The organism is Rhodococcus sp. BP-261, assembly GCF_019835205.1.
GTDB classification, from domain to species: Bacteria; Actinomycetota; Actinomycetes; order Mycobacteriales; family Mycobacteriaceae; genus Rhodococcoides; species Rhodococcoides kyotonensis_B.
This window is the reverse complement of sequence record NZ_JABUCO010000013.1, coordinates 34,392-57,179: the sequence shown is the minus strand read 5'-3', so window position 1 is coordinate 57,179 and position 22,788 is coordinate 34,392. Positions and strand designations below refer to the sequence as shown.

At 65.6% G+C, this 22,788-nt stretch carries 21 protein-coding genes; 9 read left to right on the top strand and 12 right to left on the bottom strand.

Going from position 1 to position 22,788, the window contains the following annotated elements; translation table 11 throughout:
* Positions 1-15: 15 nt before the first annotated feature.
* Positions 16-1,389, bottom strand: coding sequence for a hypothetical protein (locus HQ354_RS15475; protein WP_222635134.1), 1,374 nt, complete (start codon positions 1,387-1,389; stop codon positions 16-18).
* A 99-nt stretch (positions 1,390-1,488) separates the two neighbouring features.
* Here HQ354_RS15475 and HQ354_RS15470 point away from each other — a divergent pair, with 99 nt between their 5' ends.
* Both HQ354_RS15470 and HQ354_RS15465 read left to right on the top strand, forming a co-directional pair.
* A complete protein-coding gene (locus tag HQ354_RS15470; protein WP_068427261.1) occupies positions 1,489-2,250 on the top strand; it encodes a pirin-like bicupin family protein in 762 nt (253 codons plus the stop codon).
* 108 nt (positions 2,251-2,358) lie between these two features.
* Positions 2,359-2,973, top strand: coding sequence for a DUF4190 domain-containing protein (locus HQ354_RS15465; protein ID WP_157105352.1), 615 nt, complete (start codon positions 2,359-2,361; stop codon positions 2,971-2,973).
* Positions 2,974-2,982: 9 nt separating this feature from the next.
* On the opposite strand, the gene HQ354_RS15460 is transcribed toward HQ354_RS15465, so the two are convergent.
* From HQ354_RS15460 to HQ354_RS15450, 3 genes are all read right to left on the bottom strand, one after another.
* The gene (locus HQ354_RS15460) at positions 2,983-4,050 is read right to left on the bottom strand and encodes a GGDEF domain-containing protein (RefSeq protein ID WP_254303540.1); all 1,068 of its coding nucleotides are present in this window, start codon (positions 4,048-4,050) and stop codon (positions 2,983-2,985) included.
* Positions 4,051-4,117: 67 nt separating this feature from the next.
* The gene (locus HQ354_RS15455) at positions 4,118-5,692 is read right to left on the bottom strand and encodes an ABC transporter permease (protein WP_167677178.1); all 1,575 of its coding nucleotides are present in this window, start codon (positions 5,690-5,692) and stop codon (positions 4,118-4,120) included.
* Positions 5,689-6,576, bottom strand: a complete 888-nt coding sequence (locus HQ354_RS15450) for an ABC transporter ATP-binding protein (RefSeq protein WP_068427266.1) — start codon at positions 6,574-6,576, stop codon at positions 5,689-5,691. Before HQ354_RS15450 ends, HQ354_RS15455 begins: the two co-directional genes overlap by 4 nt.
* Before the next feature lie 48 nt (positions 6,577-6,624).
* Here HQ354_RS15450 and HQ354_RS15445 point away from each other — a divergent pair, with 48 nt between their 5' ends.
* Complete coding sequence (locus tag HQ354_RS15445; RefSeq protein ID WP_374107343.1) at positions 6,625-8,604, top strand: M13 family metallopeptidase; 1,980 nt, start codon at positions 6,625-6,627, stop codon at positions 8,602-8,604.
* 77 nt (positions 8,605-8,681) lie between these two features.
* Positions 8,682-9,992 (top strand): cytochrome P450, encoded by a 1,311-nt coding sequence (locus HQ354_RS15440; protein ID WP_068427268.1) that lies wholly within the window; start codon positions 8,682-8,684, stop codon positions 9,990-9,992.
* Here HQ354_RS15440 and HQ354_RS15435 read toward each other — a convergent pair.
* From HQ354_RS15435 to HQ354_RS15405, 7 genes are all read right to left on the bottom strand, one after another.
* On the bottom strand, positions 9,973-11,049 hold the full coding sequence (locus tag HQ354_RS15435; protein ID WP_068427270.1) for an ABC transporter ATP-binding protein: 1,077 nt from the start codon (positions 11,047-11,049) through the stop codon (positions 9,973-9,975). The genes HQ354_RS15440 and HQ354_RS15435 overlap by 20 nt on opposite strands.
* Positions 11,049-12,371, bottom strand: coding sequence for an ABC transporter substrate-binding protein (locus HQ354_RS15430; protein WP_068427272.1), 1,323 nt, complete (start codon positions 12,369-12,371; stop codon positions 11,049-11,051). Before HQ354_RS15430 ends, HQ354_RS15435 begins: the two co-directional genes overlap by 1 nt.
* A 31-nt stretch (positions 12,372-12,402) precedes the next feature.
* Positions 12,403-13,290: a carbohydrate ABC transporter permease gene (locus tag HQ354_RS15425; RefSeq protein WP_068427274.1), complete on the bottom strand. Its 888-nt coding sequence runs from the start codon at positions 13,288-13,290 to the stop codon at positions 12,403-12,405.
* Complete coding sequence (locus HQ354_RS15420) at positions 13,287-14,195, bottom strand: carbohydrate ABC transporter permease (protein ID WP_114332451.1); 909 nt, start codon at positions 14,193-14,195, stop codon at positions 13,287-13,289. Before HQ354_RS15420 ends, HQ354_RS15425 begins: the two co-directional genes overlap by 4 nt.
* Positions 14,196-14,386: 191 nt before the next feature.
* Positions 14,387-15,271: an Ig-like domain-containing protein gene (locus HQ354_RS15415; RefSeq protein WP_167677182.1), complete on the bottom strand. Its 885-nt coding sequence runs from the start codon at positions 15,269-15,271 to the stop codon at positions 14,387-14,389.
* A 109-nt stretch (positions 15,272-15,380) separates the two neighbouring features.
* Positions 15,381-15,977, bottom strand: a complete 597-nt coding sequence (locus HQ354_RS15410; RefSeq protein WP_222635135.1) for an HdeD family acid-resistance protein — start codon at positions 15,975-15,977, stop codon at positions 15,381-15,383.
* A gap of 19 nt (positions 15,978-15,996) precedes the next feature.
* Positions 15,997-16,548 carry a DUF6764 family protein gene (locus HQ354_RS15405; RefSeq protein WP_084423816.1) on the bottom strand — a complete coding sequence of 184 codons (552 nt, stop codon included), beginning with the start codon at positions 16,546-16,548 and terminating at the stop codon, positions 15,997-15,999.
* 112 nt (positions 16,549-16,660) lie between these two features.
* On the opposite strand from HQ354_RS15405, the gene HQ354_RS15400 reads away from it, so the two are divergent.
* The 4 genes from HQ354_RS15400 to HQ354_RS15390 are packed head-to-tail and all read left to right on the top strand — an operon-like array spanning position 16,661 to position 19,666.
* The gene (locus HQ354_RS15400) at positions 16,661-17,371 is read left to right on the top strand and encodes a glycosyltransferase family 2 protein (RefSeq protein ID WP_167677184.1); all 711 of its coding nucleotides are present in this window, start codon (positions 16,661-16,663) and stop codon (positions 17,369-17,371) included.
* The gene (locus HQ354_RS15395) at positions 17,368-18,300 is read left to right on the top strand and encodes an acyl-CoA dehydrogenase family protein (RefSeq protein WP_222635136.1); all 933 of its coding nucleotides are present in this window, start codon (positions 17,368-17,370) and stop codon (positions 18,298-18,300) included. Before HQ354_RS15400 ends, HQ354_RS15395 begins: the two co-directional genes overlap by 4 nt.
* Complete coding sequence (locus HQ354_RS25600; protein ID WP_308115243.1) at positions 18,294-19,034, top strand: PIG-L family deacetylase; 741 nt, start codon at positions 18,294-18,296, stop codon at positions 19,032-19,034. The genes HQ354_RS15395 and HQ354_RS25600 overlap by 7 nt, the downstream gene beginning before the upstream one ends.
* Positions 19,031-19,666, top strand: coding sequence for an SAM-dependent methyltransferase (locus HQ354_RS15390; protein WP_308115242.1), 636 nt, complete (start codon positions 19,031-19,033; stop codon positions 19,664-19,666). The genes HQ354_RS25600 and HQ354_RS15390 overlap by 4 nt, the downstream gene beginning before the upstream one ends.
* A 5-nt stretch (positions 19,667-19,671) precedes the next feature.
* Here HQ354_RS15390 and HQ354_RS15385 read toward each other — a convergent pair whose 3' ends face one another.
* Entirely contained in the window at positions 19,672-20,697 is a 1,026-nt protein-coding gene (locus HQ354_RS15385) for a putative zinc-binding metallopeptidase (protein ID WP_222635138.1), read from the bottom strand.
* A 226-nt stretch (positions 20,698-20,923) separates the two neighbouring features.
* Here HQ354_RS15385 and nhaA point away from each other — a divergent pair, with 226 nt between their 5' ends.
* Entirely contained in the window at positions 20,924-22,786 is a 1,863-nt protein-coding gene (nhaA, locus tag HQ354_RS15380; protein WP_222635139.1) for a Na+/H+ antiporter NhaA, read from the top strand.
* Positions 22,787-22,788: the final 2 nt, after the last annotated feature.

Below are 22,788 nucleotides of genomic sequence, written 5' to 3'. Positions count from 1 at the left end.
CGGAGCAGATTCCAACTATCCGCGCACGGGTGGCGCCAGCCGCCCGACGGCGCGCATCGGCAGATCCAACCAGGTCGGTCGATTGCGCGCCTCGTACACCGCTTCGTAGACGGCCTTGTCGAGTTCGTAGGCGCCGAGCAGCGCCGCGTGATCACGCGGATCGTAGCCCGCGACCTCGGCATAGCCGTCGCAGAATGCCGACGAATTGCGGGCAGCCCAGGCCGACGCGCGGGCATACGTCTCGTCGGTCACGTCGGCGTCGCCGAGGAGTAGATGGTGCGCGGCGTAGTCGAACGAGCGGAGCATGCCCGCGACGTCACGCAGCGGACTGTCCATCCGACGTCGTTCCTCGAGGGACTTCGCCGGCTCACCCTCGAAGTCGATCAACAGCCACGTCGACGGCGTCCGCAGCACCTGGCCCAGGTGCAGGTCACCGTGGATGCGTTGCACCGTCGCGGTTCCGCCCGCCTCGGCCCTGGCGACCAGATCGCGTGCCGAGGGGAGGTGCTCGGCGAGTTCGGGAACGACGGCCACAGCACCTTCGACGCGTCCGAGGATTTCGGCGACCGTCGACGACGCGTCGCGCTCGTCGGTTCCGAGTCCGCGGGCCAGATCCGCGTGGACGTGCGCGACCGCCGCACCGAGACCACGCGCTTCCGACGCGAAGTCCGAATCCATGTCCTCCGGCGACCGATCGGAGGCCAGCAGGTCACGCACGCTGGTGAGCGCCGTCGTCCATCCTTCGGCGGAATCCGAGGCGAAGTCCTGTGCCATGCCGAGCATCGACAGTTCGCCGTCGGATTCGGTTTCGATCCATGCCCGCAGCGGCGCCACGTACGTGCAGTCGGTCTCGGCGAGGACACGATGCAGTTCGATGTCCGGATTGATGCCCGACGCGACCTGCCGAAACAGCTTGAGCAGCAGCACTTCACCGAGAATCACCGACGTGTTCGACTGCTCGGCACCGAGTACGCGACCCGACATCCCGGCGTCGACGGCGGCCCCGGCGACGAGCCGGAAGTCGAGGGGCCCGATCGAATCGGCCGCGGCGATCGCGTCGGAATACAGGGCGATCACCGTGGGATCTCGAAGGCCGTCGTAGACGAACGGACCATCCTGGATCGGCAGCCGCCATGCCGCCAGATCGTCGACCGCGGCGTCGCGAAATCCCAGCGGAACCTGATACCGCTGTACCGTGCCGTCACCCAGTTCGACGTCGACGAGCAGGTGCTCGACCTGCACGTCGGATCGCGAGCCGACGTCGACGCGCGATGCGACACGCAGCGACGCGATGGGCGACCCCTTGGCCGCGAACCATCGTTGCTGCGGAAGCCACGGCAGCAGGGCATCTTCGAGAGAGTCGGTACTGACGTGCGCTCTGTCGGTCATGGGGACGTTTCTACCCGGAACGATCCGGAGACACACCTGTCGCGGGAAAGTTATGCGGACCGCGCTGTGTGTGGATGAGGTGACTCGTACAGTGGTCCCATGCCCCCTCCAATTCCGCACATCGATGTCCATCGGGCGGGCGATCGTCCGAAAACCCGTGTGGCGTGGCTCGACTCGAAGCATTCGTTCTCGTTCGGCCAGCATTACGACCCGGACAACACACATCACGGTCTGCTTCTCGTCAACAACGACGACATCGTCTCTCCCGGGCAGGGTTTCGAGACACACCCGCACCGTGACATGGAAATCGTGACGTGGGTCATGAAGGGCTCGCTGGTACACCAGGATTCGATCGGTCACTCCGGCGTGATCTATCCCGGGCTCGCGCAGCGCATGAGTGCGGGTCGAGGAATCATGCATTCGGAGAAGAACGATTCGTGGCGCATCGGGGGCGAAACACACGACGAGCCCGTCCGTTTCGTCCAGATGTGGGTCGTGCCCGACAGCCCGGGAATCGACCCGGGCTACGAACAACTCGAGATCGACGACGAGCTGCTGCGCGGCGGACTGGTTCCCGTGGCGTCGGGCATGAAGAAACATGCGGGGCAATCGGCGATTTCGATCTCGCAATCGGCTGCAGCGCTGCACGCAGCGCGATTGCAACCGGGTCGACCCGTGACCATTCCCGAGGCGCCGTTCCTGCACGTGTTCGTCGCGTCGGGCACGGTGCAGATGGAAGGCGTGGGCGAACTGTACGAGGGGGACGCCGTTCGACTGAGTTCTTCTGGCGGACAACGCATTCAGTCGTCCGAGCCCGCGGAGGTCCTGGTCTGGGAGATGCATTCGCGTCTCGGAGGGTGAGCGCAGCAGGTGAAAAGATGATCACGGTGTCGTCATAAGCGCAGAACACCGCCGCGTGCAGGCCTACACTTCGCAGGACTGACCCCGCACGCATCGGAGGTAGTCGCCATGTCGGATCAGCCGCCGCCAGGACCCCCGCCGTCAGAACCACCGCCGTCAGAACCACCGCCCGGCGAGTCACCACGTCCGGGCCGATATCAGCAGGGAAACACACCACCCGCCGGATATCCACAGGGCGGTGGCCAGCCACAGGCCGGTTATCCCCAGGGCGGTTACCCGCAGGGTGGTTATCCGCCGCCCGGTGGTTATCCGCCGGCCGGCAACTATCCGCCCGAGCACCGGCCGGGCCCGCAGAACGTCGTCGGGATCGTCGCGATCGTGGTCGCGATTCTCGCGTTCGTGACCAGCTGGACCATCGTCGGCGGCATCATCCTGGGCTTGCTGGCAGTCGTTCTCGGGTTCGTCGGCAGGTCGAGGTACAAGAAGGGCACTGCGACGAACGGCACGATGTCGCTGATCGCGATCGTCCTCGGCATCATCGCGGTCGTTCTGTCGATCGTGCTCGTCGTCGTCGGAATCGGGATCTTCCGCAGTTCCGGAGGTGACGACTTCGCCGACTGCATCAGCAAGGCAGGCAACAATCAGCGTGCACAGGAACAGTGTCGCGATCAGTTCCAGCGCGACCTCGAGAACCGTTTCGACTTCACGATCCCGCCGACCTGACCGGACGCGTCAATCCTGACTCCGTACCGCGGCGACGACCACCTGGTTGCCACCGCGGTGCTTCGCTTCGTACATGGCGACGTCGGCGCGACGGAGCAGCCGGGTCACCGCCGTCACGCTGTCGCCTTCGATGCTGGATGCATGTGCGACGCCGATGCTGACGGTCAGCGGCGACACGTCGTACGGCGAATACAACCGCGATCGAAGCCATTCGGCCACCGAGACGGCCTGATCGGCGCACACCCGTACGACGAGCGCGAACTCTTCACCGCCGGTACGAGCGACGAGAACGTCGTCGACGAGGAGCCGTCGCGCGATCAGCTGGAGTGCCAGATCACCGCCCTCGTGCCCGAACCGATCGTTGATGGATTTGAAGCGGTCGACGTCGATGACCATGACGGCGACCTCCGACTCCTCTCCCAGGAAGTGCGGCAGATCTTCGTCGAGGCCGCGCCTGTTCCGAAGGCCGGTCAGTGGATCGATCAACGCCCCGTTCGCGTCGAGACGCAGACTGAGCAAAATCGACTGCAGGAAGACCGGCGTCGAGAACATGACCGGCAACAACACGACCAGTTGCGAGACGGCCAGTCCGTGATCGAACGTCGGCGTGCGAAGAATCAGCAGGAACATCGTCGTCACCGTGGCGCCCGACCAGGCCAGATGGGCGAGCAGCACCTTCGGGCTGTGGAACACCTGCACGTAGACGCCCGTCGCCGCCAGCAACGAGCACCCGGGGAACGACATCTGGATCGACCCGTAGGACAACAGCGCCAGGGTGGTCCCGACGTCGGCGTACAGAACGAACAGCAGGCTGACGCGCTCGGACGGCCACGGCCCACGCAGCCACAGTGCTCCGACGACGAACGACGACACAGTCCCGGCCAGGATGAACACGTCCGCGATCCACGTCGTCGGCGGCTTCGCGGTCAGGTACGTCGTGATCGCGGCAAGTCCGTAGCAGAAGCAACACACGCCCACCACGACGCGGAACGCACTGAGCGCGCCGTGCGACTCGAAATATCGGCTCATCCAGTCGTAGCTGTACGACTGCCCCCACCACCTGCGCAGAAACGTCACTCGAGCGCCTCCACGCCGTTGTTTCGCCGACCAAACCACCTGGTCGCTTTCGGCACTCTACCGCCCGTCACCCCCGTAGGTCCCGTCTGCGGAACAATGCCGCTCCCGCGGCGACCGCGACCACGGCGAACGACACCATCCACGCCAGAGGAACCGCGGAGAAGTGTCCGCCCGGCAGATGCGGCACATGGGTGAACGGCGAGATGTCGAGGATCACCTGCGGTAACCCGATCACCTCACCCACCTGGCCGAGCAGCACGACCCCGGCCACGACCGCCCAGACGGCCGTCGACCAGGCCGGCAGGGCGCCGAACAACACCACGGCCACGCCGACGAGCACCCACACCGCCGGTAACTGCGACAGCGCGGCACCGAGCACGCCCGGCAGCACCGAACCCACGTCGCCGACGCCTGTCCCGTACGTCAGTCCCGCCGCGAGCCCGACGACGAGCATCGCCAGCGCCGGCCCGGCCATCGCGAACGTCAGGTGGCTTGCCAGCCACCGAACCTTGCCGACGCTCGCCGAGACGACCCACTCGGCGTGCGCATCCTCTTCCTCGGTATGAGCCCGAAGCACCGCCGATACCGCGTACGCGGCCGCAGCGATGCCGATGATGCTGATGATCGCCGCGACATAGGACTGCACGAGAGAGTCGCCGCCGAACGCCGCGAGTGCGTCGGCGACCGCCTCGCTGCCGCCCAACTGGTCGCCGACGCTGTTCGCGGCGCTACCCAGGATCGCCGCGAACACCCCGAGGCCGACGGTCCAGGCCGCGAGCGACCCGCGATGCTGACGCCACGCAAGCGAGTACACCCCGGTCAGGCTCGCCGGTGCCGATGCAGGCCCGAGCCGGTCCGCAACGAGGCCGGAACCGACGTCGCGGGCTCGCGCGAGTGCGACGGCCGTCGCGATCGTCACCGCGGCCGCACCTGCGGACAGCGTCGTCACCCACCAGCGCTCGTCGGCGAACGGCCGCAGCTGAGCGGACCACCCGATCGGCGACAGCCACGACAGCGTGCCGGACCCCGCGTCGCCGACTGCCCGGAGCGCGAACGCGACGGCGAGGACCGTCAACGCGTATCCGCGCGCGAGGCGGGCGCGGGGTCCGATCTGCGCAGCGACTGCACCGACGCCGGCGAACACCGTGCCGACCGAGGCGATCGCTACACCGAACGCGATGCTGCCGACCACAGCGAACCCGGTCGCCAGCAGCGATACCGTCCCGACGAGTCCAGTCGTCACGACCATGCCGATCGTGACGACGAGCGCCGCGGCGAGACCGGCATGATGTCCGACGGCCGTCGCGCCGATCAGTTCGGTGCGTCCAGCATCCTCCTCGGCCCTCGTGTGACGAATCACCGTCAGAATCGCGGCGAGCGGAACGAGCGTCAGCAGCAACCCGGCACGCCACGTCACGAGAGCACCGAGGTCGCTGCCGAAGATCGGCGACACCAGCGCCAACTCCGCCGGAGTGCGCAGCGTCGCCTGATAGAAGGCCTGCCGGTCGGCGGCCGTCGGGTACAGGCCCTCGAAGCTCACCGCGTACAGCAGTGGGACCAGCCCCATCGCGAGGATCCACAGCGGGGCGACCACGCGATCGCGGCGCAGGAAGAGCCGAACGAGCTGTGTCGTGCCCGTCACGACGCGCTCCCGTAGTAGCGCAGGAACAGATCCTCCAGCGTGGGCGGGGCACTGACCAGACTTGTGATGCCCGCGTCGGCCAGCACGTGCATCACCTTCGGCAGATCGGCCGGGTCGACGCGCACGCTCACCCGGCTCCCGTCGACACGGACGCCGTCGACGCCCGGCAACGAATCGAGGCCGTCGGGCACGCGCTGCACCTCGGCCGTGACCGTCGTCCGACTCAGGTGTCGCATCTCGGCGAGCGACCCGGTGTCGACGGTTCGGCCGTCGCGGATGATCGTGACCCTCTCGCAGAGCTTCTCGACCTCGGACAGAATGTGCGACGACAACAGCACCGTCGCACCCCGGGCGGATGCGTCGGCCACGCAGTCGTCGAAGACCTGTTCCATCAGCGGATCGAGACCTGACGTCGGTTCGTCGAGCAGAATCAGTTCCGCGTTCGACGAAAAGGCCGATACCAGAGCAACTTTCTGACGGTTTCCCTTCGAGTAGGTACGTGACTTCTTCCTCGGATCGAGCGCGAACCTGTCGATCAACGCGTCGCGCTTACCCTGGTCGATACCGCCGCGCAGCCGCCCGAGCAGGTCGATCACTTCACCACCGGTGAGTGACGGCCACAGCGTGACGTCTCCCGGGACGTACGCGATTCGCCGGTGCAGTGCGACGGCGTCGGTCCACGGATCGTGGCCGAGCAAGTGCACCTCGCCCGAGGTCGCGCGGATGAGCCCGAGCAGAACCCGCAGCGTCGTCGACTTGCCTGCGCCGTTGGGCCCGAGGAAGCCGTGCACCTCGCCGGCGTCGACGCGCAACTCCAGCCCGTCGAGTGCCGTGACGTGGCCGAACGACTTCTTCAGGTCATGCACTTCGATCGCCGTGTTCATGGCTCCCCTGCCACTTCGGACGGAAACACACTTGCAAAGAGTGTAAAGATGGGGTGCATGACAGCAGTTGATTCTGGACAGGTGAATTCGGGTATCGACCTCAGCTTTCGCGACGACAGCACACGGGTTCAGGACGACCTGTTCGTGCACGTCAACGGCAAGTGGCTCGACGAGTACGCCATTCCGGCGGACCGAGCGGTCGACGGCGCGTTCCGGACTCTGTACGACAGGGCCGAGGAAGACGTCAGGACGATCATCCAGGAAGCTGCCGCGTCGAATCCGCCGGTCGGGACCGACGCACAGAAGATCGGCGACCTGTACTCGAGCTTCCTCGACGCCGACGCGGTCGAAGAATCCGGGCTCGCCCCCATCGCGAGCGAACTGGCCTCCGTCGCGGACGCCGAGGACCTCGTCACGCTCGCCGAGGTTCTCGGATCGCTGCAGCGCACCGGCGTCGGCGGCGCCATCGGCCACTACGTCGACACGGACGCCAAGAACTCGACGCGCTATCTGATGCACTTCACGCAGTCCGGCATCGGCCTTCCCGACGAGTCGTACTACCGCGAGGACAACTACGCGCAGATCCGCGAGGCGTACGTCGCGCACATCGCGACGATGTTCGAGCTCGCCGGTGTCTCGTACGACGCACAGCGCGTCTTCGAGCTCGAGACGAAGCTCGCCGCCGGGCACTGGGACGTCGTTGCGCGTCGTGACGCGGAGAAGAGCTACAACCTGATCGACTTCGACACCCTCGTGCAGAACGAGCCCGGATTCAACTGGACGGCATGGATTTCCGGCCTCGGAAGCAACACCGAGCAGTTCGCCGAGATCGTCGTGCGCCAACCTCCGTTCCTGTCGACGTTCACCGGTCTGTGGGTCTCCGCCGACATCGAGGACTGGAAGGCGTGGCTCACGTGGCGCATCGTGCACTCGCGCGCCCCGTACCTGACCGCAGCACTGGTCGACGAGAACTTCGCGTTCTACGGAAAGACGTTGAGCGGCACCGAGGAAAACCGTGAGCGGTGGAAGCGCGGCGTCTCGCTGGTACAGGATCTGCTGGGCGAGGCCGTCGGCAAGCTCTACGTCGAGCGACACTTCCCCGCCGACGCGAAGGCGCGGATGCAGGTCCTCGTCGCGAATCTGCAAGAGGCATACCGTCGTAACATCACCGACCTCGAGTGGATGAGCCCGGAGACACGGCAGCGTGCGCTCGAGAAGCTCGACAAGTTCACGCCGAAGATCGGTTACCCCGACCGTTGGCGCGACTACGCGGCGGTGGAGATCGACGGGAGCGACCTCGTCGGCAACTACCGTCGCGGTTACGTCGCGGAGTACCAGCGAGACCTGGACAAGTTGGGCGGACCGGTCGATCGCGACGAGTGGTTCATGACGCCGCAGACCGTCAACGCGTACTACAACCCGGGAATGAACGAAATCGTCTTTCCCGCAGCGATTCTGCAGCCACCGTTCTTCGATGCCGACGCGGACGACGCCGCCAATTACGGCGGGATCGGCGCGGTCATCGGACACGAGATCGGCCACGGGTTCGACGATCAGGGCGCCAAGTACGACGGTGACGGAAACCTGATCGACTGGTGGACCGACTCGGACCGCACCGAATTCGGCAAGCGCACAACAGCGTTGATCGAGCAGTACGACCAGTTCGAGCCGAAGGCTCTGCCGGGTCACAAGGTCAACGGTCAGTTCACGATCGGCGAGAACATCGGCGACCTCGGTGGCCTGTCCATCGCCGTCACCGCGTACGAGATCGCATTGGAAGGCAAGGACGCACCGGTGCTCGACGGGCTGACCGGTCTGCAGCGTGTGTTCTTCGGCTGGTCACAGGTATGGCGGACCAAGGCGCGCGACGAGGAGGCGATCCGTCGCCTCGCGGTCGATCCGCACTCGCCGCCGGAGTTCCGCTGCAACGGCGTCGTTCGCAATCTGGACAGTTTTCACGAAGCGTTCGACGTGAAGCCGGGAGATGCGCTGTACTTGGATCCGGACGAGCGCGTCAGGATCTGGTAGGCGGCTGCGCCGCTCGTGAGTGCGAATGTAGTCCCTGCTATACATTCGCACTCACGAGCCCGACGGAGGGGTGGAAAATGAAGGCAAGAATCCGCTGGCTCGCGGCGCATGGGGTGGTGCGCTACGGAGCGAAGAAAGCTGCGGCACACGGGGATCCGCAAGCCATGCTGGTCGCCGATCCGGTGACCCGCGCCGATCCCCGGCCGGTGTTCGAACGGATTCGCGCCACCGGACCTCTGGTGAAGACGCGGATCGGCCACATCAGCGTCGACCACGGTGTCGTCCACGAACTGCTGCGTTCCGACGACTTCCGTGTCACGCAGCTCGGCGCCAACCTTCCCGCTCCCCTGCGCTGGATCGAGAACAGGACCCGGCCGTCGTCGCTACATCCGCTGAAGCCGCCGTCGCTGCTGTCGGTGGAACCGCCCGAGCACACGCGGTACCGCAAGCTCGTCTCGTCGGTCTTCACCCCACGCGCCGTCGCCAGGATGCGTGAGATGGTGCAGGAGAAGGCGGACGAGTTGCTCGACGAGTTGACGCACGGCGCGAGAGAGATCGATATCGTCGCCCAGTACTGCTCGCAGCTGCCGGTGGCCGTGATCAGCAGCATCCTCGGCGTACCCGACGCCGATCGCCAGCGCGTGCTCGAGTTCGGTGAGATGGCAGCGCCGAGTCTCGACATCGGGCTCACCTGGGAACAGTTCGTCCGCGTCGAGGACGGCCTCCGGCAGTTCGACGCGTGGCTCGCCGGTCACCTCGCGGAGCTACGGCAGAACCCGGGCGACGATTTGATGAGTCAACTGATTCGCGCCGAGGACGACGGCGTCGGCCTGAACGACGAAGAACTCCGGGCGACGGCGGGGCTCGTGCTCGCCGCGGGATTCGAGACGACCGTCAATCTGCTCGGCAGCGGGGTTCGGTTGCTGCTGGATCACCCCGATCAGCTCGCGCTGCTGCACCGGGATCCGTCGCTGTGGCCGAGTGCGGTCGAGGAGATGCTCCGGCTCGAATCGCCGGTCCAGTTGACGGCGCGTCTGGCCAAGCGCGACGTCACGATCGAGGGCGTTCCGCTGACGCAGGGCGACCTCGTCGTGCTCGTACTCGCGGGCGCCAACCGGGATCCCGATGTGTTCGACGACCCGTACCGGTTCGACGTCACGCGCGCCAACGCGAACAAGCACCTGTCGTTCTCGGGCGGTCGGCACTACTGTCTGGGCGCCTCGCTCGCGAAGGCCGAGTCGGAGGTCGGTCTGAAGACGTTGTTCGACAGGTTCCCTCACCTGCACGCGGCAGGTGAGGGAATCCGTCGTGACACCCGAGTCCTGCACGGCTGGGCGTCGTTGCCCGTCGACCTCGGGCAACCGGCAGCTACAGGCGCTGCCCGGTAGTCGACGAGAAGAAGAACACCTCGTCGAGCTTGGGGACGAGCCGGACGGTCTGGGCCAGACCGATCGACAGCTTCCGGTCGACCCGCACTGCGACACGGCCGGACTGGGTGTTCCAGTCCGCGCCGAGCGGCGGTGCACCGTAGACGAACGACTCGGCGCCGAGCTCCTCGATGAGCTCGACGGTCGCCGTCACCGCGCCGACGCCTTCGCCGACGAGATTCCAGCTCTCCGGTCGGACTCCGACGGTGACGCGGGCTTCCGCGGTGCGCGGCACCGGGATTCGCACATCGCCGACGACCGCAGCACCGTCGACGACGGGTGCGTCGATCAGATTCATGCCGGGCGAACCGATGAATCCGGCGACGAACGTGTTGACCGGGCTGTCGTACAGGTCGCGCGGCGACGCGATCTGTTGCAGCACCCCAGCTTTCAGTACCGCGACGCGGTCACCCATCGTCATGGCCTCGACCTGATCGTGCGTGACGTAGACCGTCGTCGTACCCAGTCGTTTCTGCAGACCGGCGATCTGTGCCCGCGTCGACACCCGAAGCTTCGCGTCGAGGTTGGACAGCGGCTCGTCCATGCAGAACACCTTGGGCTGCCGCACGATCGCGCGACCCATCGCGACGCGTTGACGCTGCCCGCCGGACAACTTGCCCGGCTTGCGGTTCAGCAGTGGTTCCAACTCCAGCATCTTCGCCGCTTCGAGCACACGAGCTGCCGTGTCGGACTTGCTCATTCCTGCGTTACGCAGCGCGAAGCCCATGTTGTCCGCAACGGTCATGTTCGGGTAGAGCGCGTAGTTCTGGAACACCATCGCGACGTCCCGCTCGCGCGGGGCGAGCGAGGTCACGTCGACGCCGCCGATGTCGATGTGGCCGCTTTCGACCGACTCGAGCCCTGCCAGCATCCGGAGACTGGTGGACTTACCGCAGCCCGACGGACCGACGAGCACGATGAATTCCCCGTCGGCGATGTCGAGTTCGAGGGTGTCGACGGCAAGGGTGTCCGCACCGGGATACCGGTGCGAGACTCCCGCGTAGTGGACGCCTGCCATTACGACGCCGGGAGGTTCGGCGTGATCTGGCGATCGATGATCTGCTGCAGCTGATCCTGGACGCCGGCGAATGTGGTTGCGACGTCGGCATTCTGCAGCGCGATCTGCTCGAGGCCGGTGCCGATGATCTTGTCGCCGCCCGGAACGAACACGCGCGCGTAGTCCTGCGAACGCGTGCGTGCAAGCTGGTCGACGGCCGTCTTCGCGTTCGGGTTCGCGGCGAGGAACTCGATCTCGCTCGGATCCTGCTGCGCCGACTTGCGGACCGGCATGTAGCCCGTGTTCTGCGAGAAGTACGCGGTGCTCGACGCGTTGGTGAAGAACTCGATGAACTTCAGCGCGTTGACCTTGCGCTCCTCCGAGATCTTTGACGGAACGGCGAGGCCGGCTCCACCCGTCGGGCAGCCGGGCTGTCCGTCGGCGGCGGGCAGGAACGCGGTGCCGAACTCGAAGTTCGCATTCGCGGTGACGCCGGACAGGTCGCCGGTGGAGGCGATCGTCGACGCGATGATTCCCGCGGCGAAGTCGTTGGCGATGTCGTTGGACACGTTCGCGTATTTCTTCGTGTGGATCATGTCCTTCAGGAACTGGCCGGCCGCAATGGTATTGGGGTCGTCGAACTTCAGGTCGAAGCCGTCGGAGTACGCGCCACCGAACGTCCAGATCGGGCCTTCGAACGTCCATCCGAGGTAGTCCACCGCGTTACCCCAGCCGTGGGCGAGCTTGCCGTTTCCGACGACGGCCTGGATGCGCGGGCCCCACTCGTCGAACTCCTGCCACGTGGCCGGTCCGCGATCGGGAAGGCCTGCCTGCGCCCAGACCTGCTTGTTGTAATAGAAGAGCGGGGTCGAGCGAGCGTACGGAAGCGCCCAGTGGTTGCCGTTCCAGTCGTAGTCCGCGAGAAGCGAATCGACGTAGTCGCTGGAGTCGACGCCTGCAGCATCGAAGTGCTTGTCGAGCGGCTCGATGGCGCCGGTGAGCGCGAAGTTGAACCACCAGACGTCGGACAGGACGACGACGTCGGGAACGTCGTTACCGGAGAGCGAGGCGTTGAACTTCTGCGCGACCTCTTCGTAGTTCTTGCCGCCGTCGATCAGGTTGACCGTCAAGCCAGGATTCTCGGCCTGGAAGCGCGAGATCAGTTCCTTCTCGAATTCCTGCGACTTACCGGGGTGGCTCGACCAGAAGTTGATGGTGCTCGCGTCGCCACCGGAAGCCTCGGAGCCGGAACTGGTACCGGGGCTGCTGCAGGCTGCGAGTGCAGCAGCCGCTGCCGCTGCGCCGGTGAGCGTGAGGAATCCGCGGCGGTTGATGTTGGCCATAACTGTTCTCTCTCTTGGTGAATGAAGCGGATCAGCCTTTGACCGCACCGGAGGTGAGGCCCTTGATCATGTGGCGTTGCAGGGCGAGGAAGACGACGAGGATGGGAAGGATGGTCAAGACCGTCGCCGCCATGACCGCGCCCCAGTTGGTGTAGCCCTCGCTGTTCTGCAACAGCGTGAGGCCGACCGGAAGCGGTGCGACGGACGAGTCGTCGGACATCAGGAACGGCCAGAGGTATTCGTTCCATTCGTTCACGATGGTGATGATCGCGAAGGCCACCATCGTCGGTCCCGACAGTGGGAGCACGACACGGAACAGCAGACGGAACGAGCCCGCCCCGTCCATGCGGGCAGCCTCGATGATCTCGGCGGGCAGGGACAGGAAGTGATTGCGCATCAGGAACGTACCGAATGCGACGCCTGCCAACGGGATGATGATGCCCTGGAACGTATTTCGCCACCCGAGTTCCGAGATCAACGAATAGTTCGAGATCACGGTGATCTGGTTGGGCACCATCAGCGCTGCGATGATGACGAGGAAGACGATGTTCTTGCCGGGGAACCGCAGGAACACCAGACCGTAGGCGCTGAGCACACCGAGCACGAACTTGATCGACGCGATCGCAGTGGTGATGATCAGCGAGTTGCGCAGGTACGTGAAGAACGGCACCTCCGTCGTCGCCTCGCTGTAGTTCTCGGGGCGGAACGAACTCGGCCACCACGTGACCGGCTGGACGTAGATGTCACCGCGTTCCTTGAACGACGTGATCAGGATCCAGAACAGCGGCAGCCCGATCATGAGCAGCACCAACACCATTGCGATGTATCCGAGCACCGTCGACAGGCTGCGCTGACGCTGCGGATCTCGCGGAGCTCGGCGCGTCGGCTCGGTGACGTCTTTCTTCAGGGTGATGGTCATCGCTGGTCGTCCCGATCCATGATGCGTACCTGCACGAGCGTGATGATCAGCAGGATGACGAACATGATCGTCGCCACCGTCGCGCCGTAGCCGGCTCGGAAGTTACGGAAGGTTTCCTCGTACACCTGAAAGACCATCGTGGTGGTGCCGTTTCCGAGGGGGCCACCGCGGGTCATGACGTTGATGATGTCGAAGACCTGCAACGAGTTGAGCAGCACGGTGATGGACAGGAAGAACGTCGTCGGACGCAGTTGCGGCAGAAGCACTTTGCGGAACGTCGTCCACTTCGACGCCCGATCGATTTCGGCCGCCTCCATCAACTCCTTGCGGGTGCCCTGCAGCGCAGCGAGGTAGATGACGAACGTGTAGCCGAGGTTCTTCCACAGGTAGGTCACCGTCACCATGAACAGCGCCCACGTGGGATCCTGGTAGAAGTCGGGAGACGAGAACCCTATGCGCTGCAACAGGTCCTGCACGAGGCCGAAGTTAGGGTCGAACACGAACTGGAAGGCGATACCGATGGCGGCGCCGGAGATGACGAACGGCGCGAACACGGCGGACCGGACGAAGTTGCGGCCCCGCAACTTTCGGTCCAGCAGCATCGCGAGAACGAGCCCGAGCACGAGACTTCCGACGACGGCCGCGACCGTGAAGACGACGGTGTTGGACACGATGGTCCACGTGTCGTCACGCGAGAACCACTCACGGTAGTTCTCGAAACCGATGAAAGTCGATGTGGGAGAGGACAAGTTCCAGTCGTAGAACGAGAACTGGAAATTCTCGACGAGGGGCCGGTAGGTGAACACGGCCAGCAACACGAGGTTGGGTCCGAGGAGGATCAGGAAGAGTGCGTAATCACTCCACGGCCTGCCGAAAAAGCTCTTTCGGCGTGCTGTGGGCAGCACTCGTTCCGTTGTTGTACTCACTGCGGGGACTGTGCTCACCTACCGCGAACGGTAGGTGAACGAGACCCCAATTCAGTTGAACGTTGAAACCAAAACCTCGGTCGTGCGCGCGAATGTACAGCCAGCGGGAGTGGAGCCTGCGGAATGACCCGTAGGCACTACACATTCGCGCGCACGTACGGCGGAGCCGCTTACCGGTTCCAGTCGCCCAGACCGTCGGCGCCGCTGAGGGTTCCACCCGAAGTGTTCACGACGACGACCGGGTCACCCTTCTGCGAGTTCTCGAAGAACCACTGGCCGTCCTCGGTGCTGACGTTGAGGCATCCGTGGCTGGTGTCCTCGGATCCCTGAGCCCATTCCGACCACGGCGCAGCGTGAACGAAGATGCCGCTGTAGGAGATACGCGTCGCGTACTCGACGTAGGTGCGGTACCCCTCCGGCGAGTCGACGGGGACGCCGTACGTCGACGAATCCATGTACATGTCGCGGAACTTCTCGCCGACGATGTAGGTGCCGTTCGGGGTTTCGTGCCCCGGCTTGCCCATCGACGTCGGCATCGTGCGCACGACCTCACCGTTGCGCGTGACCGTGATGGTCTTGGTGGCGTCGTCCGCGGTGGTGATGACCGAGTCGCCGGTCGAGAAATCGGCGCGAGCGCCACCGGCTTCGACGGTCACCGACGTGTGCGCCGGATAGAACTCGTTCGGGAGCCAGCGAACCTGGGTGTCGTTGATCCAGTAGAAGTGGCCGTCGACCGACGGCGACGTGGTGACGCGGATGGCGCGCTCGGCTGCGGCACGGTCTCCGATGGCCTCGTCGAACCGGATCGCGATCGGCTGCGCGACGCCGACGACCTCACCCGAGTTGGGCGTGATCGACGGGTCCGCGAAGTTCGCGGGTGCGAGCTGTTGCGGCAGGATTTCGGGTGCGGGGAGGGCCGGATCGGACGAGCCGGGGAAGCCGGGTACTTCCGGGCCGCCGGGCCACAGAGGAGCGGCCTGAGCGGGTCCTGCGAGTGCGACGGCAGCGGACGCGGCGACCGCAACCAGTGCGATCCGCGAGACGAAAGACTTCATGATCGGCTGTCAGTTCCATTCTTCTCGTGCATACGGCCCAGTGAGACCACAAGGCATGCGAACCAACTGCCATTAACACACACCAGGCAGTGAATTGCTAATCGGTTCCTCAGGCCGAGGTGAGGCCTGCTTTCTTCGCGGCCGATCGAATCTGGAATGCCGAGACGACGAACAGAAGTCCGAACACGATCGCGAATACACCGACGAGCCACACCACCGTGAGAATGCCGCTGACCGGGAAGAACACCAGAACGAGGCCGAACAGCACCTCGATGACGCCTGCGACGAGGAGCATCATCCAGTGCGTCGCGCCCTCCAGGGAACGAAGCCGGAACGAGCCCGCAATTTCGAGAATTCCGCCCACTATCGCCCAAATTCCGATGACGAATACCGCGGCGAGTGCCGTTATCTCGGGCCAGACGAATGCGACGATTCCGGCACCCAACGACACGATTCCGCCGAGCAACCACCACACCCAGCCGGACTGCACCTTGCGTGCTCGGATCGATCTGACGATGGCGGAGATGCCGTCGACGACGGCGTAGACACCGAAGACGACGACGATCGCCCAGACGGTGACGACGGGCCACACGAGCGCGACGATGCCGAACGCAATCGCCAGGATGCCGCGGAGCAGGACGGCCCACCACAGATCCTTGGCAATACGTAGCAGAGCGTCCTCGTTGTTCGGCAACTGTGTTGACATCGGTAACACCTACCTCCCACTAGGGCAGAGCGACGACAGAACTCCAGGAACGAACTCCGTCGGACAGGCACACCTGTCCGGTGGTGACGTTGACGGCAAGGCCTGCGCCCGCGTGGCACTGCACCCCTTCGTCTGCGGTCCCGACGAAAGTCTGACCACGGTCGAGCGACACGGCGAGGGCCAGAGCGCCCGTGTCGGGGGAGACGATGGACACCGAATCGGCGCCGGTCGACACCGCGGCGACGGTCCCCGACTTGGTTTCCGCTGCGGCGACGCCACCGCCGCCTGCCAGTCCGAGGGCTGCGCCTCCGAGTTCGGCGCGCGCGAACGCGACGCCGTCGAGTGCGCGGGCGTAGGCGTTCGACGTGCCGTCGGTCTGCACTCCGCACGCCGACTTCCCCTCGAGCGCCGTGCTCTGTGCACCCGGTGTACAGACGAGATCCGTCGCCGACGCGGTACCGGGCGTCAGCAGTGCCGCGGCGATTCCGAGCACCGCAACTGGACCCGCCATCGCGGCCATCCGCTTGAATTCCCCGACGATCCCCACCACGACAAACCTTCCGCTGCTCATCGGTTGTCCCTTGCGTTTGGATTCTGCCACTACTGGGGATGAGATACCGGGTCTACGGACAGAAGAAGTACGAACCGTCGAGCAGCCGGCGGAGCTCCATCGCAGAACAGGGATGGCATTGATCGATTCTTCGACGGATATTCGCCGAGTTGTCGTGGTAGTACCGGTTCACGACGAAGAAGAACTACTGCCGGCGTGTCTGGACGCGCTCGCCGACGGCCGGGCCCAGGTCCCCGACCTCGACGTATTCACGGTCGTCGTGCTGGATTCGTGTTCCGACGGGTCCGAGTCGATCGCGCGTCGCTGGGCGGACGGGTCGGGCGACCGATCGGTGAGGTCCGTCTCGGCATGCAATGTCGGTGTCGCGCGCGCGGCCGGCTTCCACGGTCGAGCTGCGTCGCCGGACACGTGGTTCGCGACGACCGATGCCGACAGCGTGACTCGGCCCGATTGGTTGGCGTCACAAATCGCCCATGCCCGGCGCGGAGCCGGGGCCGTCGCCGGAACGGTCCGCGTCGACCTCGACGGACTGCCTGCCGCGGTGGCCGCTGCCTACCGGTCCGGATACCGCGAGCATGCAGGCCACCGCCACGTGCACGGCGCGAACCTCGGTGTCCGTGCCGATGTGTACCGACGCGTCGGCGGCTTCGGGCCGCTGCGCACCGACGAGGACGTCGACCTGGTTCGACGGCTGGAGCAGGCCGGGATTCCGGTGCTGTACGCGTGCGATTCACCGGTGTCCACGTCGAACCGGCTGTTCGGGCGCGCTCCCGACGGGTTTGCGGCACATCTTCGTTCGCTCGACGCGGCGGTCCCGCGATGATCGACCGCCTTCGAGAATTCTTCGACGCCCCTCTTCCCCTCCCCGGCTCGGGGCGCACCGAAGAGCGGTGGGATCGGCTGGCGGCGCTGAGCCGCGAAGATACCGTGCTCGGACGGTTCGCCGAGGCTCATGCGGACGCGCTCGCGATCCTCGCCGAGCTGGGCGGGCCGCAACCGCGCCGCGAACAGATCTGGGGTGTCTGGGCAGCCGAGCCACCGTCGCCGGTTCTGGGGGCCGACGAGACGTCGGACGGGTGGACACTGACCGGGGTCAAGCCGTGGTGCTCGGGAGCGCACCTGTGCACCGACGCCCTGGTGACGGCGCGCGTCGGCGATCGACGCAGGCTGTTCGCCGTCGATCTCACTCAGCCTGCGTGCTCGCCGATTCCGGATTCGTGGCACGCAGTGGGTATGGCGGACAGCGACTCCGGCCATGTTCGATTCGACGGCGCCCGTGCACACCCCGTGGGTGAACCGGGCGCCTATCTCGAACGGCCCGGGTTCTGGCACGGCGCGATCGGTGTCGCCGCCTGTTGGTTCGGCAGCGCCTGCGGCGTCGCCGACACCCTGCACGCCGCGGTCCGATCAGGTGCCGACGCCCATGCCGCGGCCCATCTGGGTGCCGTCGCCGCGGGACTGAGCGCCGCATCGAGCACTCTGAAAGTTGCTGCAGCCGAGATCGATTCGGACCCGTTCGACTACGACGGCCGAGGCAGGCTACGCGCCAGGACAGTTCGTGCGGTCGTGGAGAACGCCGCCTCCGATTGCATCGATCGGGTCGGCCGCGCGCTCGGCGCAGGACCGTTGTGCATCGACGCCGCGCACGCACGCCGCGTGGCGGATCTGACCGTCTACCTTCGCCAGTCGCACGCGGAGAGAGACCTCGCCGCGTTGGGTGAGGACGTCGCCGAGGAGAAGAGTCCGTGGTAGAGGAGTCGTTCGACGGTTCGGAAGCCGGCACACCCGAATCCGTCTGGCGCGCATGGCAACACACGTACCCGGCTGCGGATCTCGCGGGGTGCCGCGACATGGTCGTCGTCGCACCGCATCCCGACGACGAGATTCTCGGCGTCGGCGGACTCGTGTCCACCGCGTCGGCGGCAGGCATCGACGTACGCATCGTGGCGGTCACCGACGGCGGCGGCTCGCACGAGGGTTCTCCCACCGTGACGAGGGAACACCTGATCGCCGAACGGCCCGAGGAGTCGCGTCGAGCGCTGACGCAGCTGGGTGTCGACGTCGAACCGATCCGCCTCGGTATCCCGGACGGCGACGTCGCCGCGCACGAGAACGACGTCGCAGAGGCAGTGGCCCGCGTCCTCACACCAGAAAGTTGGTGCCTCACGACGTGGCGAGGGGACCGCCATCCCGACCACGAGGCCACCGCCCGAGCCTGCCTGACGGCCGCGTCGCGCACCGGAGTACGCGTCATCGAGTATCCGGTATGGATGTGGCACTGGGCTCGTCCCGACCATCCCGACGTGCCGTGGGATCGAGCTCACGCCGTCGCTCTCGAGCCGCACGTTCTTGCCGCGAAAAAAGCTGCGGTGCAGGAGTTTCGGACGCAGATCGCACCGCTCTCGGAGCACCCCGCCGATCGAGCGGTGCTGCCACCGCACGTACTCGACCGACTTCTGCGACCGTACGAGGTGATCTTCCTGTGAGCGTGCCACCGGCCTACTTCGACGGCGTGTACGCCGAAGGCGAGGACCCGTTCGGTCTCGGCTCGAGCTGGTACGAGGATCGCAAGTACACGATCACGATGGCGTCGTTACCGCGTCAGCGCTATCGCCGCGCCCTCGAACCGGGATGCTCCGTCGGTGTGCTCACCGAACGGTTGGCCGCGAGGTGCGACGTTCTGGTGTCCACCGACGTCGTCGATCCACCGATTCGGACGGCCAGGGCACGCGTCGCGTCACCGCACGTGCAGTTCGTGACATGGTCGCTGGCCGACAGCTGGGAGAGCGTCGGCACGGGGTTCGACCTGATTGTGCTCAGCGAGGTGGGCTACTACCTCGACGAGACCGATCTACGACGCGCACTCGACGAGTGCGTCCGGCACCTCGAACCGGGCGGAACGCTCGTCGCCGTGCATTGGCGTCATCCTGTGGCGGACTACCCGCTCACCGGGGACCAGGTGCACGACGCCGTCGCGGACACCGTCGGACTCTCGCGTCTCGGCGGGTACGTCGACGAGGATTTCGTCCTCGAAGTCTTCACCGCGTGGCAGCCCACGGAGACACAGCCCTCGGAGACGAGGCCCTCGTCGATCGCTCGCGCCGAAGGCCTCGTCTGACGCCGCTACACCACGTTCGGTGCGATCAGCAGGTGCACGAACCGCATCTTCTCCATGACCGCGGGCGGCAGCACGAACGGGTACAGATCCTGGTGGCCCATCGACCGGTTGATCTGGTTGAGCGCCCAGGACAGCGGGAGCCACCACTCGATGATCTGCTCGAACCCGATGTCGCCCGGCAGCGCGCTGTCCAGCGTCGATCCCGCGGGCGCCATCGCGAACGCCGCCGCGGTGTCGAGGGTGTCGCGGATGTGCAGATAGTGCGCGAACGTTTCGGCCCAGTCCTCGGCCGGATGCATCGTCGCGTACGACGAGACGTAGTCGTCTTCCCAGTTCTCGGGCGCGCCCTCGCTGTAATGCCGGTCGAGCGCAGCCTGGTAGTCGGTGTCGGGGTCGCCGAACAGTTCCTCGAACCGTGCGCGATGCTCACCCGTCCCGACCAACACCATCTGGTAGAAGTGGCCGATCTCGTGTCGAAAGTGACCGACGAGGGTTCGATACGGTTCCGCCATCGACACGCGAAGCTGCTCGCGGTGGACGTCGTCGCCCTCGGCGAGGTCGAGGGTGATCAGTCCGTTGGCGTGACCCGTCATCACCTGCTGGTCGGCGCTGGACAACAGATCGAAGGCAAGTCCGGTCTCGGGGTCGGAGTCACGGCCGATGATCGGTAGACCGAGCTCGGTCAGTTCGAGAACGACGCGACGCTTGTTCGTCTCGGCGTCGGCGTACGCGACCATCGCGTCGAGGTCGTCGTCGGCAGGCCGTGTCCGCGTGAGCCTGCACGAGACACACAGCTCCTCGCCCTCGGAGGTGTCGACGAGCCAGTTGCACCGAGCGGTGTCGAGGTTGGCGCAGACTCGCCACGTAGTGCCGTCGACGTCGACTTCCGCTGCACCGTCCTCCGACTTGTCCGGCAGCACGAGCATCGCTCTCGACGGCAGGTGGAACCCGAGCGCACTCTGGCAGCTCAGGCACAAGGAGTTCTCGAACGACAGCTTCTGACCACACTTGCGGCAGATCAAATCACGCATGCTTTCCGACTTTCGTTCCGCACAGACCCCCGCGACGGCGCTGCGCCGACGCATGAACAAGACCCTCCGACCGATCTATGCTGTCCTGCGAATACACGAATACTTGCAGGCAGCCCCGCACACGATACCGATGTGGAAGCAATTCGGAGTGGCGGCGGTTGGGTTGTCTGCGCGGGTTTTCCCGGACTGCATGTAACCGAAACCGATCGAGGGGAAACCGTCACCGATGGCAGACATGACACCGACGATGTCCCCGGTTCGCAGGCTCGCTCAGCGGCTCGGCGAATCACGCGGCGCCAGGAACAGCGAAACCTTGGCCGCCGGATTTCTTCTCGCAGCGACACTTCTGGCGTTGCTGTGGGCCAACTCGCCGTTCGGCGACACCTACGACACTTTCTGGCACACCGAGTTGTCGATCTCGATCGGCGGTCACGGAATCTCCCTCGACCTCGCCCACTGGGTCAACGACGGCTTGATGGCCCTGTTCTTCTTCGTGGTCGGCCTCGAGGTCAAACGCGAATTCGCGATGGGCGAGCTGACCGACCGCTCGCGCGCGAGCATCCCGATCGTCGCCGCCCTCGCCGGACTCGCGGTGCCCGCCGTGTTGTTCCTGCTGCTGAACCCGTCCGGCGAAGCGGCAGGCGCGTGGGGCGTCGTCATCTCGACCGACACCGCATTCGTTCTCGGCGCGCTCGCCGTCGTCGGACCCAAGAAGGCGGCGCGCCTGCGCATCTTCCTGCTGACGCTCGCCGTCGCAGACGACGTCGGCGCGCTCGCGATCATCGCGTTCTTCTACACCGACGACCTCGACATCGGTGCGCTCGCACTGGCATTCGTCGGACTCGCAGCGATCGCGCTGCTGCGCAAACTCCAAGTATGGCGCGGCATCAGTTATTTCGTCGTTTCCGTCGCCACCTGGGTCGCGTTCTACGAATCGGGTGTTCACCCGACGCTCGCCGGCGTCATGATCGCATTGATTCTTCCGGTCTACCCGCCGCGTCGACGCGAGGTCGAGCGCGCCGCAGATCTGACCCGCGCGTTCCGTCAGTCACCGAACCCGGAGTACGCGCGGGCCGCGAGACTCGGCCTGGATCAAGCAGTTTCGGTCAACGAACGTCTCATGCGGCTGTACCAGCCGTACACCGCGTTCATCATCGTGCCGATCTTCGCGCTGGCCAACGCAGGCGTTCCACTGAGCGGCGAGACGCTCCGGGCTGCCGCCACGTCCCCGTTGACGTGGGGAATCGTCGTCGGTCTCGTCCTCGGAAAGCTCATCGGCATCACCGGTGCCGCAGCGATCTTCTCGAAGATTCGTCCCGACGCCCTCGCACCGGGACTCACGTTGTCGCACATCGCGGGCGGCGCCGCGCTGTCCGGAATCGGGTTCACGATCTCGCTGTTCATCGTCGACCTGGCCCTCGACGACGAACTGCTCGCCGACGAGGCCCGCGTGGGCGTCCTGGCGGCGTCGGTCATCGCCGCCGCTCTGGGGTGGTTGCTGTTCCGTATCGACGAACGAGTCCACCCGCCGCGTAAAGAGATGTCACACAGGATTCTTCGAGGCGTGGACCCGAAACGGGATCACATTCGCGGCCCCGTCGATGCACCGCTGACCATCGTCGAGTACGGCGACTTCGAATGCCCGTTCTGCAGCAAGGCGACCGGCAGCATCAAGGAAGTGCGAGCACACTTCGGTGACGACGTGCGCTACATCTTCCGCCATCTGCCGCTCGACGACTACCACCCGCATGCGCGGTACGCCGCTCAAGCGAGCGAAGCGGCTGCGGCGCAGGGAAAGTTCTGGGAGATGGCCGACGTACTGTTCACCAACAGCGACGCGCTGTTGCCCGAGGACATCGACCGCTACGCCGAAGAACTCGGGCTCGACATGGAACGGTTCGAAGAAGACCTACGCACCGGCGACTACGTGGTCCGCGTCGAGGACGACGAGCTCGACGCCAAATCCAGTGACGTCGAGGGAACTCCCACGTTCTATCTCGGCATCGGCGACAAGGATCTGATTCGGCACACGGGACCGTACGACGCCGCGTCGCTCATCCGGGAGTTGGAGGTGGCGCGGACGGTCTAGCC

What these genes read in the sequence shown, in the direction of transcription:
- HQ354_RS15465 (WP_157105352.1), top strand. Translation starts at nt 2,359, where the DNA reads ATGTCGGATCAGCCGCCGCCAGGACCCCCGCCGTCAGAACCACCGCCG.
- HQ354_RS15415 (WP_167677182.1), bottom strand. Translation starts at nt 15,271, where the DNA reads ATGAAGTCTTTCGTCTCGCGGATCGCACTGGTTGCGGTCGCCGCGTCC.
- HQ354_RS15475 (WP_222635134.1), bottom strand. Translation starts at nt 1,389, where the DNA reads ATGACCGACAGAGCGCACGTCAGTACCGACTCTCTCGAAGATGCCCTG.
- nhaA (WP_222635139.1), top strand. Translation starts at nt 20,924, where the DNA reads ATGGCAGACATGACACCGACGATGTCCCCGGTTCGCAGGCTCGCTCAG.
- HQ354_RS15400 (WP_167677184.1), top strand. Translation starts at nt 16,661, where the DNA reads ATGGCATTGATCGATTCTTCGACGGATATTCGCCGAGTTGTCGTGGTA.
- HQ354_RS15430 (WP_068427272.1), bottom strand. Translation starts at nt 12,371, where the DNA reads ATGGCCAACATCAACCGCCGCGGATTCCTCACGCTCACCGGCGCAGCG.
- HQ354_RS15410 (WP_222635135.1), bottom strand. Translation starts at nt 15,977, where the DNA reads ATGTCAACACAGTTGCCGAACAACGAGGACGCTCTGCTACGTATTGCC.
- HQ354_RS15450 (WP_068427266.1), bottom strand. Translation starts at nt 6,576, where the DNA reads ATGAACACGGCGATCGAAGTGCATGACCTGAAGAAGTCGTTCGGCCAC.
- HQ354_RS15395 (WP_222635136.1), top strand. Translation starts at nt 17,368, where the DNA reads ATGATCGACCGCCTTCGAGAATTCTTCGACGCCCCTCTTCCCCTCCCC.
- HQ354_RS15470 (WP_068427261.1), top strand. Translation starts at nt 1,489, where the DNA reads ATGCCCCCTCCAATTCCGCACATCGATGTCCATCGGGCGGGCGATCGT.
- HQ354_RS15385 (WP_222635138.1), bottom strand. Translation starts at nt 20,697, where the DNA reads ATGCGTGATTTGATCTGCCGCAAGTGTGGTCAGAAGCTGTCGTTCGAG.
- HQ354_RS15425 (WP_068427274.1), bottom strand. Translation starts at nt 13,290, where the DNA reads ATGACCATCACCCTGAAGAAAGACGTCACCGAGCCGACGCGCCGAGCT.
- HQ354_RS15445 (WP_374107343.1), top strand. Translation starts at nt 6,625, where the DNA reads ATGGGGTGCATGACAGCAGTTGATTCTGGACAGGTGAATTCGGGTATC.
- HQ354_RS15435 (WP_068427270.1), bottom strand. Translation starts at nt 11,049, where the DNA reads ATGGCAGGCGTCCACTACGCGGGAGTCTCGCACCGGTATCCCGGTGCG.
- HQ354_RS15440 (WP_068427268.1), top strand. Translation starts at nt 8,682, where the DNA reads ATGAAGGCAAGAATCCGCTGGCTCGCGGCGCATGGGGTGGTGCGCTAC.
- HQ354_RS15405 (WP_084423816.1), bottom strand. Translation starts at nt 16,548, where the DNA reads ATGAGCAGCGGAAGGTTTGTCGTGGTGGGGATCGTCGGGGAATTCAAG.